The organism is Methylobacterium jeotgali (assembly GCF_022179345.1).
Classification (GTDB): Bacteria; Pseudomonadota; Alphaproteobacteria; order Rhizobiales; family Beijerinckiaceae; genus Methylobacterium; species Methylobacterium jeotgali.
Genome location: NZ_BPQR01000108.1, coordinates 1 through 11,770 on the forward strand (window position 1 = coordinate 1; position 11,770 = coordinate 11,770).

15 protein-coding genes, 1 tRNA gene and 1 pseudogene are annotated in these 11,770 nt (G+C 71.7%); 6 read left to right on the top strand and 11 right to left on the bottom strand.

All coding sequences use genetic code 11. From position 1 onward, the window contains the following. Window positions 1-1,298 (bottom strand): hypothetical protein (locus tag MFF04_RS21745; RefSeq protein ID WP_238279082.1); only part of this gene is annotated, 1,298 nt, incomplete at its 3' end. 564 nt (window positions 1,299-1,862) lie between these two features. On the opposite strand from MFF04_RS21745, the gene MFF04_RS21750 reads away from it, so the two are divergent. Then, window positions 1,863-2,543, top strand: a complete 681-nt coding sequence (locus MFF04_RS21750) for a hypothetical protein (RefSeq protein ID WP_017483158.1) — start codon at window positions 1,863-1,865, stop codon at window positions 2,541-2,543. Window positions 2,544-2,601: 58 nt separating this feature from the next. Here the strand turns inward: MFF04_RS21750 and MFF04_RS21755 are convergent, their stop codons facing one another. The 7 genes from MFF04_RS21755 to MFF04_RS21785 form a co-directional block, all read right to left on the bottom strand. Continuing rightward, on the bottom strand, window positions 2,602-2,967 hold the full coding sequence (locus MFF04_RS21755; RefSeq protein ID WP_017483159.1) for a hypothetical protein: 366 nt from the start codon (window positions 2,965-2,967) through the stop codon (window positions 2,602-2,604). A gap of 2 nt (window positions 2,968-2,969) precedes the next feature. Next, entirely contained in the window at window positions 2,970-3,791 is an 822-nt protein-coding gene (locus MFF04_RS21760) for a metallophosphoesterase (RefSeq protein WP_017483160.1), read from the bottom strand. A gap of 22 nt (window positions 3,792-3,813) precedes the next feature. After that, entirely contained in the window at window positions 3,814-4,155 is a 342-nt protein-coding gene (locus tag MFF04_RS21765) for a L5-gp82 domain-containing phage-derived protein (RefSeq protein WP_017483161.1), read from the bottom strand. Continuing rightward, window positions 4,148-4,378 carry a hypothetical protein gene (locus MFF04_RS21770; RefSeq protein WP_017483162.1) on the bottom strand — a complete coding sequence of 77 codons (231 nt, stop codon included), beginning with the start codon at window positions 4,376-4,378 and terminating at the stop codon, window positions 4,148-4,150. The genes MFF04_RS21765 and MFF04_RS21770 overlap by 8 nt, the downstream gene beginning before the upstream one ends. Continuing rightward, window positions 4,365-4,595: a hypothetical protein gene (locus MFF04_RS21775; RefSeq protein ID WP_017483163.1), complete on the bottom strand. Its 231-nt coding sequence runs from the start codon at window positions 4,593-4,595 to the stop codon at window positions 4,365-4,367. Before MFF04_RS21775 ends, MFF04_RS21770 begins: the two co-directional genes overlap by 14 nt. Window positions 4,596-4,609: 14 nt before the next feature. After that, window positions 4,610-6,190: an AAA family ATPase gene (locus MFF04_RS21780; protein ID WP_017483164.1), complete on the bottom strand. Its 1,581-nt coding sequence runs from the start codon at window positions 6,188-6,190 to the stop codon at window positions 4,610-4,612. 108 nt (window positions 6,191-6,298) lie between these two features. Further along, window positions 6,299-6,898, bottom strand: a complete 600-nt coding sequence (locus MFF04_RS21785) for a hypothetical protein (RefSeq protein ID WP_003601494.1) — start codon at window positions 6,896-6,898, stop codon at window positions 6,299-6,301. A 328-nt stretch (window positions 6,899-7,226) separates the two neighbouring features. Here MFF04_RS21785 and MFF04_RS21790 point away from each other — a divergent pair, with 328 nt between their 5' ends. Genes MFF04_RS21790 through MFF04_RS21800 form a run of 3 tightly spaced genes read left to right on the top strand, consistent with a single transcriptional unit; the run spans window position 7,227 to window position 8,181 of the window. Then, window positions 7,227-7,514, top strand: a complete 288-nt coding sequence (locus tag MFF04_RS21790) for a hypothetical protein (protein WP_003601495.1) — start codon at window positions 7,227-7,229, stop codon at window positions 7,512-7,514. Next, a complete protein-coding gene (locus MFF04_RS21795) occupies window positions 7,507-7,869 on the top strand; it encodes a hypothetical protein (protein ID WP_003601496.1) in 363 nt (120 codons plus the stop codon). Before MFF04_RS21790 ends, MFF04_RS21795 begins: the two co-directional genes overlap by 8 nt. A 12-nt stretch (window positions 7,870-7,881) precedes the next feature. Further along, window positions 7,882-8,181: a hypothetical protein gene (locus MFF04_RS21800; RefSeq protein WP_003601498.1), complete on the top strand. Its 300-nt coding sequence runs from the start codon at window positions 7,882-7,884 to the stop codon at window positions 8,179-8,181. 319 nt (window positions 8,182-8,500) lie between these two features. On the opposite strand, the gene MFF04_RS21805 is transcribed toward MFF04_RS21800, so the two are convergent. After that, window positions 8,501-8,576, bottom strand: a tRNA-Lys gene (locus MFF04_RS21805). A 105-nt stretch (window positions 8,577-8,681) separates the two neighbouring features. Further along, entirely contained in the window at window positions 8,682-10,274 is a 1,593-nt protein-coding gene (locus MFF04_RS21810) for a 2-isopropylmalate synthase (RefSeq protein WP_238279085.1), read from the bottom strand. A gap of 428 nt (window positions 10,275-10,702) precedes the next feature. Here MFF04_RS21810 and MFF04_RS21815 point away from each other — a divergent pair, with 428 nt between their 5' ends. Further along, window positions 10,703-11,179 (top strand): SRPBCC family protein, encoded by a 477-nt coding sequence (locus MFF04_RS21815; RefSeq protein WP_238279087.1) that lies wholly within the window; start codon window positions 10,703-10,705, stop codon window positions 11,177-11,179. A gap of 87 nt (window positions 11,180-11,266) precedes the next feature. Further along, window positions 11,267-11,587, top strand: coding sequence for a hypothetical protein (locus MFF04_RS21820; protein ID WP_238279089.1), 321 nt, complete (start codon window positions 11,267-11,269; stop codon window positions 11,585-11,587). On the opposite strand, the pseudogene MFF04_RS21825 reads toward MFF04_RS21820, so the two are convergent. Next, window positions 11,578-11,770, bottom strand: a pseudogene (locus MFF04_RS21825) (hypothetical protein); the annotation flags it as partial. The gene MFF04_RS21820 and the pseudogene MFF04_RS21825 sit on opposite strands and share 10 nt — an antisense overlap.

The window sequence follows — 11,770 nt, forward strand, 5'->3', positions numbered from 1 at the left end:
CGGACGGGCGCGTCGGGGCGGAGCAGGGTCAGGCCGAGTTCGTCGCACAGGTCGGAGGGCAGGTTCAGGTCGGACCGGACCTTGTCCAGCTTCGGGGTGTAGAGCGGGCTGTAGGCCCTGCCCTGGTGCATCCGCACCTCGCCGGCCTCGTGGGCACGCAGGCGCTTGGCGACCGACCCGAGGTAGGACCGGAGGGTCTCCTGCGTGAGGCCGTTGCCGACGACGTAGGGGCCGAACTCCATCGCCCAGGAATCTGCGTCGCCCCCAACGCCGGTCCGCGCCCGGGCGACGGCGACGTGGAAGCAGAGCAGGTCGCGCTTCTCCAGCCGGGCGAGACGCTCGGGACCGATGGCCAGGACGCGGAGGAGCTCGGCCTCGACGGCGCCCCACAGCCCGCGGGAATGCGTGCGCAGGCGCGACGGCGCGACCGGCTTGCCCTCGGCCCGGGCCTGCGCCTCGCGGGCGGCCCGGCGCGCGTCGCGCTCCTCGCGGTACAGCGTGGTCTCGGCGCGGGTGAACGGGAACACAGCGTCCGCGAGCGTGTCGAGGTCGTGGCGCTGCACGTCCTCCCAGCTCTCGGGCCACAGGAGGCGGACGCGCTCGCCGCTCTTCTCGTTCGTGCTGCCGGCGACGCGGTGGACGCGGGCCATGTCGCCGACGGACCAGTCGAGGTCCATGCCGGCCCAGATGGCGGCGTTGGCGGCGGCCTTGGCCTTCACGCGCTCGATGTTGGCAGCGCCGGTCTGGACGGCCTCGCCCCACAGGCAGCAGATGAGGCGGCGCACGCGGGCCTGGACGCGGGCCTTGAGGGGGCGGCGGGACAGCCACACGCACCACAGGCCGCGGCCCGAGAACAGGATGTAGGAGGGCCGCGGGATCCCGGCGGCATCCATGCGGGCGAGCAGGATGCCGGCGATCTCATGGGGCGGCATCCCGTGGAAGGGCGAGCCCGAGGAGATCTCGCAGTCCGCCCACATCAAGGCATTCACGCGCGCGAGGGCGTGGGCGCCGCGGCTCTCGTAGTGGCGCTGGAGAGAGATGTGGGAGGCGGCGTGCGCGGCCGGGTCCTTGACGAGCTCGCGCGTGCGGAGATGAACGCCCTCGGCGAACTTGCTGTCGACGATGACCGTGGCGTTGCCGCGGGCGTGGGGGGCGTGGAGGGTGCGGAGGTGGGCGAGCTTGGCCTGGAGGGCGGTGCGCTCCTCCTGCTCGCACAGCAGCGTCTCGACGTCGGGCCGGTCCATGAGGACGGACGGGGCCGGCGGGACGGCGTAGGGCTGGCGAGGGGGGAGTGGCATCGGGCTCTGCTGGGCGTCGCAGGGCACCACACCCGCGAACCTGCACAGTGTGGGTCGCGTCGCGTCCTTTCACAAGCGTGGCGGTTCGGTCCCGAGGGTCCGAGGTTAACGCCCCGAAACCTTCCCGCGCGAGACCCTCAAACACGCCCCGCCAGGCCGCGTGGGTCGCCGCCACGCCATGCCGCGCGCACCGGCCGGTAGGGGAAGGACCGGCGATGCGATCCTGACCCCCTGACGGGCATCCAGGAGCCTCGAAAAAATCTTGGGCAATCCCTCGCGGCACCGCAGCACGGCCGGCGGTTGCCGGTTGCATGCGGCACTGAGTGGGGGATCACCCCCATTGAAATCATGTTGTTTTTTGGCGGTGTGTGGCTCTGGCACCGCTGGGCCGCCCACCTCCGCGTGGAGGAGCGCGAGGCCGAGCGCGCCAGGATCCAGGGTGAGCTCCGCCTCGGCTACCCGCGTCAGTAAAGAGAACCGAACACCAGTTAGCTACGCAGCGGCCCGGGGATAACTCTCCCGGGCCGCTTGCGTTTGGGCGAGGCCGTCCCAGGCTCATTAACCATGGATCCGAACGCCCAACTCGCCCTCGTCATCGTTGCCGGCCTCCTCGCCTTCGCAGGGCTTTTCCGCCCCGAGGTCAGGAAGAAACTCGGCGACCTGCGAGCCCTCACGTTCCCGGGAGGCTCCGCTGACCTGACCGGCGGCGAGGCGGCCGCCCAGATCGAGGCGCAGCGGCACGCCCCCGAGGCCGAGAAGCTGCCCGTTCCATCACCGGAGCCCGGCGAGAGACTCCCGGAGCTCCCGCCCCCCAGCCCCGTCTACGGACCGCTGGAGGCCGAGTTGCGCCACCGCATCGAGACCGTCGTGCCCGGCGGTGTGGACGTTCAGATGGCATGGGCCGTCCGGATCGCGGTGGCGGCGCAGGTCGAGCGCGATCACGAGCAGACTTATAGGTTAATATTCGGGAGTCAGATAACGGCCTTGAAAGAGTTGAACGTCCGAGGGCCCATAACAGTCGCGCAGGCCAAAGAGATCTATGCCCTCACCGCCGTGCGCAACAATCCTGATATATTCAAGCCTGAGACCTTCGAGGCGTGGGGCGATTACTTGCTCACGCGTGGGCTTGTGGCCGTTGAACGCCAGCCCGTCGACGATGATACTCGGGCCGCGCTTACACCGTTGGGGAAAGATTTCTTGATGTTCCTGACCGGGCGCGGCCTGAGCGAGCACAAGTGGGGATGAGGTCGGACTAAGCGAGCGCTTAGTTCTGCCGTCCCGCCCCCGGAAACGAAACGATCGCTTAGTCGCCCGTCCCGAGGTCGGCGGTCCCCGAGGCGCATGCCTTCGTGTTGGCGGCGAGCTCGCCGTTCGGGAACAGAACCAGACGGCCGAGGCGCCCGACGTCGACCATCACCATCCCCATGGACAGCACCGCGACGCCTCGCGCCGTGCGCGCCGACCACCGCCCCGTCCGGGTGTCACGGATCTCGCACCGTACCCGCACGCGCCACTCGCCCGGCGCCGCTCGCTTAAAATCCAGCCCCGTCGTCACGTTGAGGGGGCCGCGGCGCTCGACCGTCCCAGCGGACCACAGGGCCTGATCCATGACGCCGGCGCTTGCCGGAGCGGCCGCCACGAGGGCGACCACGAGACTGATGGCGCGCATGCTCAGATCTCCACCACGAGGGCCGGATCCCAGCCCGGGTTCTCGATCTCCTGCGAGGGCGCCCGGTGGCGGGATCCCGCGCTCTCGGTGACGTAGCCGCGGGGGTTCGCGACGATCCGCGTGCCGCCGACGACGTAGTCACGGCACTCGTGGATGTGGCCGTGGATCCAGAGCGCCGGCGCGTGCGATCCCTCCAGGATGGCGCTCAGGTCGGAGGCGTAGGCCGCGTCGAGAGGCGTCCGCCAGCCGCCGCCGCGCAGGCTCCGCTCGTGCGGGGCGTGGTGCGTGACGACGACGGTCGGACCCGCGTACGGCTCCGCCAGCGCGGTCTCGATGCGGCGGCGCTGCTCGCGATGCAGGCTCCCGGAGACGCGCGGCAGGAACGCGCTGTAGTCCCGCGGCCCGCGCCGCCACTTGATCCGCCGGACGTCGCGCATCCCGCCTGCCCGAACCGCCCCCTCAGACGTTGCGCGGGCCCGCTCCTCGGGTCGCAGGTCCCAATCCGTCCAGAGGGTCGCGCCGACGAACCGGACCCCAGCGAGCACGACCGTCTCGCCCTCGACGAGCAGGTGGATCCCGGCGGCGGCCGCCAGTTCGCGCGCCTCGGCGACCTCGCGCTGGTACGTGCAGCGCCAGAAATCGTGGTTGCCGGGCACGTAGACGACGGGCCCCGGGAAACGATCCCGCAGCCACGGCAGGACGCGGTCGCAGAGCTTCTCGGACACGTCCCCGGCGATGACCGCGACGTCGTGCGGCGGCGGGTCGAGATCGAGTGGGCAGACGTCGAGATGCAGGTCCGAGAGGACCCATAGGCGCGCGGTCATGGCGGGAATCCTCCGGCCGGCGCTAGAGGAGCGCCCAGGCCGTTCCGTTGCTTGTGAATACGATCAGTCTACAGGCCAATACTTGATGAAACCCTGGGCGCACCGTGAAAACCTCGGCGTGCCAGGGGCTGTAGCCGACCTCGACGGCGCCCTCGGGGACGCCGGCGAAATCGGTGCGGCTGCCTCGCGCGACCGCATGGACCGACCGGACGCCGGTGCGCAGGCACGCCGCCCGGCCGCCGGGCTGCACCACCAGCCGCACGTCCCGCAGCGCGATCTCGGGGACGTGCGCGACGACGCGGCCGCCCTCGCGCACCGACCAGCAGCCGCCCGCGCGCCGGAGGTTGCGGTAGACGTCAGTCATCGAGGGGCGGCACGGGCAGGGGCGCGAACGCCATCGCCACGTTCTCCGCCTCCGCGGCGACGGCGGCCGCCTCGGCCGGGGACAGCATGCCGGCCCGGACGAGCCTGCCGGCGCGCAGGACGCGGGCGCGGAGCCCCCTGCCGGAGAGCGGGCAGATGCGCCCGCTCTCCCACGCCGCCTTGATCCGCGCGGCCGCCGCGGCGACGGGATCACCGGGGCTCACGGCGCGCCTCCTGCAGGTGCGGGAGGCCGAGGGCCCCGTTGAAGGCCTTGTTCGCCGCCACCAGGGCCTCGGGCCCGGTGATGGCGCGCTGGTCCGCGAGGCGGATGACGTGGAGCATGTAGGCCTCCATGCCCTGCGCCGCCTCGGGGTGGACGGTACCCGCGGCACGGTGGGCGCGGAGGGTCGACAGCAGGTAGTCGAGGACGGGAGCGTGCATGTCCTGTCCTCCCGTCAATGCCGCGGACCATGGGCGCGGCTGTCGAGGCAGACCGCGACGCATGCCGTGAGCTCCCGGAGAGAACCGCCGCGCCAAAATGCCCGCAGGCTCTCCATCTCGGCCGCGTCGAGGACGGCCTCGGACGGGTGCATGCCCCGCTCGCGGCAGAGCGCCTCCGCTATCTGAGGCGCGAGGGCAGCGAGGTGCTCCCGGCCGGGACGCGGCACGTGGATGATGCGGCAGCGGTCCCGGAGCGGGCCGGCGACGCGCGCGAGCTCGTTCGCCGTGATGACGTACGAGACGGGCGACAGGTCGACCTCGCACTCCAGGTAGACGTCGTATAGCCGGCGCGCTGAGGTCGATTCGAGGTACGGCAGCAGCGTCGAAACGAGGCTTCCGTTGTGGTCCCCCGTCGCCGCCTTGTCCCCCTCGTCAATCACCACGAGCACGTTGGCGCGCCCCACCCGCCGGATGGCCTGCAGCGGGACGCTCGCGCGGCCCGTGTGGTAGGCCCGGGACGTGCCGCCGAACATCCCGTCCGCCACTCCGCCCGCGCCATAGAGCGTCGACGGCAGGCCCAGGATCTCGCCGAGCGCGAGCGCGGCGGACGTCTTCCCGGAGCCGGGCGGCCCGACGAGCAGCAGCGGCCGGACGCGGGCGTAGGGCGCCCCGACGAGATCGCCGGCGACGGCGTCGGCGAGGGCCGGTGCCCACGGCACGCGCCGCAGTAGGGCGGCGTGGACGGCCTGCGGGTCCGGCGCCGGCGTGACGGGCAGGACACGGTCGGCGACGTCACGGAACTCCGCCCGCGGGCCCGCCCGCGTGTCCGCGAGGTGCGTCAACGGCCCCGCCACCCGGACGCCGGCCGGGGGCGCCGCCTCGGCCTCTCCCAGGTCGAGGGGGTCGAAATCGGGGTCGCGCGGGTCCGCGCCCGTGTCGTCGCGGACCGGGCCCCTCCGGACCGCGCCCCGGAGGGCGGAGCGGCTCTCGCCCCGGTCTAGCGCCGCCCAGAACCGCGTGACCTCGGCCTCGGCGAGGAGCTCCTGGCCCGCTCGCTCGCGCAGGACGGCGCGGTGGACGGGCTGCTGGGGATCGTGCGTGCCGAGCAGGTTCTGATGCGCCACGTACGAGAGCTCGGTGCGCGTAAGCATCAGAGCCCATCGCTCGCAGTCGTCGAACGAGCCGCCCAGCGAGACGTCGGCCTCGTGCATTGCCCGCACGGCGCAGTCATAGTCACCGAGCCACGCGGCACTCAGCCGGCAGCGCGAGGCATGCTCCCGGCAGTCCTCGCGCACCGCCTTCGTGAGCCGGGTGTCGGCGGCGGCCTCGGCGAACGCCTCTGCCAGCGCGGCGGCGAGGGGCGCGGTGACGGTGCCCTCGTCGAGCGCGGCCAGGGCGTCGCGCAGGCCGCGGGGGAGCCCGTCCCGCCGGAGCGAGCGCGACCACGCCAGGAGGTCGGCCCCGGGGTGATTCCAGTACAGGGGCCAGCCGTCTAGGAGCTGGCGGAGGGTGGCGGGGAAGGTGACGGTGTCGGGGGGCGTGGACGCGTCGCGCTGCGCCCGGGCGCGCTGAGCGCGCCGGATCTCGTCGGTCATCGGATCCCTTTCCGGAGACGCCCCGTGTATCACCGCGGGCGTGCTATGAGGTCCTGCTCGCCGGCTTAGGCCGCACGTGACAGGCCCCCTTGGATACCGCGCGACTCGTTAAGATTTTGTCTCTAGCCCGAGGCGGATACGTCGAGCCAGGTCGGTCTCCTCGCGGATCTCCTCGACGAGGCCCTGGGCCGCGCGCAGGACGCCATGGAGCCGGCGGTCGAGGTCCTCGCGGTCGCTGTGCGAGAGCACGCCGGACCGGTGGTGCTCCTCATCGTCGCTGCCCATCTCGTCCCATACCGTTGCGACGGCGAGCAACTGGTACCCGACGGCGCGGGGGTGGTCGACGTACGCGGCGGACCCGAGCAGCTTCAAGACGGGCGTGGGCAGACCGAACTTGATGATCCGGTCGCGCTGGGCCGTGCGCTGCCCGAGCCGCGTCACGGCGACGAGGGGCGCGACCCACAGGTCGCCCCACAGCCTATTCGCCGCCGCCACGACCGCCCGCAACAGTGCCTCGGCGAGCACGGCATGCTCGACCGGCCGGCCGTCGACATAGGCCTGCCTGCCCTCGTACGAGAGGACCGCGCCCATCGTGGGGACGCGGCGGGTGAGCTTCGCCAGGCCGACCGACCCCACGCGGCCGACCGGTGTCCCTGGGATCCGGGGATCCTCGGGGACGGGGCAGAGCAGGATCTCCTCGATGTCCATCAGACCGTCCAGAGCGTAAAGTAGTGGACCACCACGAGGAGGCGGCCATGGTTAACACGGTCGCCGACGCCGGAGGCCGAATGGTTCGTATACGCGACATCGCGGGGATGGGGCGGTCCGGATGTCGCGTATAGAGGCCACTCTCGGAATCGCATGGTTAACGCGGTCGCCGACGTCGGCCGCCGGGCAACTCATATAGCTAGGGTCGGGCGCCCTAGGCCCCCGGATAACTCATTTACGAGTTCATCCAGACCCCTCACCGCCGTCAACATGGTTACCGCAACCGGCGGCAGGACCCCTGTTCCCGGCCCGCGCCGAGGGTAGCCTGATGGGCATGAAGAAGGCGCATCCCATCCGCTGCCGGGCGCTCGCCGCCCGCCGTGCCCGTCCCTACGACCCGTTCATCGACGGCGACATCCGCCCGAGGATCCCGGGGCTGCCCAGCTTCGAGCCGCTCGAACTCGTCGCGCTGCCAGCCGGGGAGGCCGCCACGCCGCCGGCGTCCGGGATGCAGTTCGACGCCGAGGGCAACCCGACCGCCTACGTCATCCCATTGGATCCGCCGGCCCGCACCCGCGACGCCGACCTTCCCGCCGTGGGGTCCTTCCATGGCTGAGATGACCTACGAGGAGTGCATCCGCGCCACCATGGCCCGCATGTGCGCCTCCCTCGACCTCTCCTGCGAGGAGGTGATGGCCGAGCGCGACCGTGACAAGCGCGAGCGCCTGCGGCGGATCTGGCGGGAGATGCAGGACCTCGCGAGCACGAGGGCGGCCGCCCTGTCGCCAGGCGCGGTGACCTACTCGGTGGGCAGCACGGACAAGAAGCTAGCCCGCGAGCTGGCGCGCCGGCTCGACAGCGGCCGCCCGTTCACCCCGCGTCAGTGCCAGGTCGCCGCCTACCTGGCATGGCGCTACCGCCGCCAGATCTCGGGGCGCATCGTTCCGGGCGGCCCAGTCGCGAAGCCGTAGGGGCCGCAACGCATGAAGACCTCGATGTACGACTTCTTCCTCTCGCGCGCCGACGGCGCCCACATCGCGGCGTGGCAGATCGGGGATCGGACGGTCTCGGAGGATGAGGCCCGGCGCCGGCTCTCCATCATCGAGCTCTCGTCGGAGGACTGGGTGAACCCGGAGGGGGGCGAGCCGGGGGACCGTGACGACCTCGACATGGAGACATTCGGCGCGCAGGCTTGGACCGCCGAGCGGGTGCTCTTCACCATCGGCACATACGAGGGCGGCATGTGGGTCTACGGCGCTCCGCGCCATCCCCGGACACGGTGACCTGACGGGCCCAAGCGGTTACGAATCGCTCGGCTTGAGAGACCCTGGCCGCGCGGTTCCCGTGCACGGCGGCCGCGCCCCGGCCGGGGGGCTTGCCGCGGCATGAGAGGGGTCCCCGGCGCGAACCGGGGCCCCTTCTGATTTCACACGAGCGAGGGAATGCCGGGGCCGGACGGGGGAATTCATCCGAGCGTCTGAACCTCGGGCGGCCGCCCCACCGGTGTAGCGCGTCCCCGCCCAAACCCCGCCCAAGGCCCGGAAACGACAAAGGCGCCCCGGGGGCGCCTTGCGGAAAAACGTTTATTCTGTGGGGGTTATTTGGTGGGCGCACTAGGGTTCGAACCTAGGACCCGCTGATTAAGAGTCAGCTGCTCTACCAACTGAGCTATGCGCCCGATCGCCGGAGCGACCGGCGGGCGGCCACCAAGCCCGCCCGCGAGGAGGCGGCTGATAGCAAGGCGTCCGGGGGGTGTCCACCCCCGGAGCGCATTTTTCCCGGGCTACTCCGCCGCGACGTGCTGGGCATGCAGGCGCACGGCCTGGGCCGAGAGCTTGTTCAGGGCCGAGAGGTAGGCCTTGGCGGAAGCCACCAGCGTGTCCGGGTCGGCGCCGCGGGCCGTGACGCTACGCTCGCCCACCTTGAGGCGTACGGAGACCTCGGCCTGCGCGTCCGTGCCCTCAGTGACGGCATGGACCTGATAGAGCTCCAGCGCCGCCTCGTGCGGGACGAGGGCGTGGATGGCATTGAACACCGCGTCGACGGGTCCGTTGCCGTCCGCCTCCTCCGTGCGGGTGCGCCCGTCCATGTCGATCTTCATGGTGGCGCGCTGCGGCCCGTGGGTGCCGGCGATCACCGAGAGCGACACCAGCCGGATGCGGTCGCGGGAGGTGGCGAGGTTCTCGTCGACCAGCGCCTCGATATCCTCGTCGTAGACGTGCTTCTTGCGGTCGGCGAGCGCCTTGAAACGGTCGAACACGTCCTGGAACTGGTTGTCCGCCAACGTGAGCCCCAGCTCCGTCAGCTTGGTGCGGAAGGCGGCGCGGCCGGAGTGCTTGCCCATCACCAGCGAGGTCTTGGCGACGCCTACCGATTCCGGGGTCATGATCTCGTAGGTCTCGGCATGCTTGAGCATGCCGTCCTGGTGGATGCCGCTCTCGTGGGAGAAGGCGTTGCGGCCGACGATCGCCTTGTTGAACTGCACGGGGAAGTTCGTGGCGTGGCTCACGAGCTTCGAGGCGCGGGTCAGCATCTGGGTCTCGATGCCGGTCGCGTAGGGCAGCACGTCGGCGCGGGTACGGATCGCCATGACGATCTCCTCCAGCGCCGCGTTGCCCGCCCGCTCGCCGATGCCGTTGACCGTGCACTCGACCTGCCGGGCGCCGCCCTCGACGCCGGCCAGCGAGTTGGCGATGGCGAGCCCGAGGTCGTCGTGGCAGTGGACCGAGAAGATCGCCTTGTCGGAATCCGGCACGCGCTCGCGTACCGCCTCGAACATGGCGCGGTACTCGGACGGCGTGGCGTAGCCGACCGTGTCGGGCAGGTTGATCGTGGTGGCGCCGGCCCGGATCGCCGTCTCGACGCAGCGGCACAGGTAGTCGATTGGCGTGCGCGTCGCGTCCATCGCCGACCACTCCACGTCCTCGACGAGGTCGCGGGCCTGGGCCACCGTCCGGGCGATGATCTCGACCACCTCGTCCTCGGTCTTGCGCATCTGATGCGCGAGGTGGATCGGCGAGGTCGAGACGAAGGTGTGGATGCGGCCCCGAGGCGCCTGGCGCACGGCCTCGCCGGCCCGTGCGATGTCGGCGGGGATGGCGCGGGCGAGGCCGGCGATCACCGCGCGCTTCGAGCGGCGGGCGATCTCGGCGACCGCCTCGAAGTCGCCGTTCGAGGCGATGGGGAAGCCCGCCTCGATGATGTCGACGCCCATGGCGTCGAGGAGCTCGGCGACCGCCAGCTTCTCGTCGAGCGTCATGGTGGCGCCGGGGCACTGCTCGCCGTCGCGGAGCGTGGTGTCGAAGATCAGCACCCGGTCCTTGGACGAGGTGCCCTTGGCGGATTCCGGGGAGGTCGGCTTGGCGGTGTCGGTCATGGTCGTCTCGCTTGAACCCTGTCGCGGCGCGCTCCGGCTCGGCGGAGTCGGGCGCCATTGCCCTTCGTCGTGGCGGCGCGATCCCCTGAAGGCCCAGGCGCAGGCGCCCGGACGGCCCTCAGGGGCGGGTAAGGAGCAGGCCGGGAAGGAGCGCGCGCGAACGCAGCGCCGGAAGGGCGCGGGCGCTCGACGGTGCTGAGCCGGCGCAGGCCACGGCTCGTCTCTCCTCGAAGATCGGCCGCGTGCGGATCATGCGCGGACCGAAGGTGGGCATCGTAGGTATCGCCGCGCGGCCGCGAACACAAGCGGGCGGATGCGAGGCTGCCGCCGTTGCCGCCGCCCCGCCGCCGCGCTAGCTGCCGGCCTGCCCCGGAGAGGGCCGCCCCGATCCCGGCGGCGGCACGAACAGGCAGGAGACACCCCACGCCATGCCGCGCATCCGTCCGCACGTCCTGCTGCCGATCCTGCTCGCCGCCGCGACGCCGGCTCGGGCGATCGACATCGCCGAGAAGACGGAGATCGCGGCCGCTCCGGACAAGGTCTGGGCGGCGATCGGCGACTTCTGCGGCATCCAGGCGTGGCACCCGGCCGTGGCGGGCTGCACGATCTCCCAGAAGGAGGGCAAGCCGGTGCGCACCCTCGCCCTCAAGGGCGGCGGCAGCATCGTCGAGGAGCAGGTCTCCCGCGACGACAAGGTGATGTCCTACTCCTACACGATCCTCGAGAGCCCGCTGCCGGTGAGCGACTATACCTCGACGCTGATGGTGGCTCCGAACGGCTCGGGCGCGACGGTGAACTGGAGCGGCTCCTTCAACCCGAAGGGCGTGCCGGACACGGTCGCCAAGGACGTGATCTCCGGCATCTACACCGCCGGCCTCAAGGGCCTCGCCGAGACGGTGAAGTAGGCCCGCACGCCGCCGATTGACCGGACCGGACCGGCGGGGCAGAGATCGCGGCCCCGGCCAAGCTTGCCGCCGGGCTGGGAGACCGCCGTGAAGCCGATCCGCCTCGCCGTCCTCGCCGCCGCCGCCCTGTCGCTCGGCGCCTGCCAGCAGAAGGCCGCCGCCCCCGCCCCCGTCGCGGCGGTGGCCCCGCCTCCGCCGGTCCTGCCGACGGGAAGCGGCTGCGGACCGGCCATCGCCCGCACCCAGGCGGTGGTCGACAGCGACGTCGCGACGGGCAACCTGAACCAGCCCGTCGGCGCCCGCTTCAGCGGCGATCTCGCCAAGGCCTCGGCCGCCTGCGCCGCCGGCCGCGAGGGCGAGGCGCTCGCGCTGCTCTCGGCGGCCAAGTCCCGCTACGGCTACCCCTGATCTTTCAGGATCGCGCCGAGATAGTCCTGCACGAAGCCGGGCATCCGCTCCGCATCGATGTCCGACCGGGTGCGGGCGACGAGGAAGCCGTCGAGCTCCGGCTCGGCCTCGGCGAGGCGGTGACGCTCCATGCGTGCCACGAGCGCTTCCGCGAGGACGCGGATGCGCTCGTGGCACGCATGG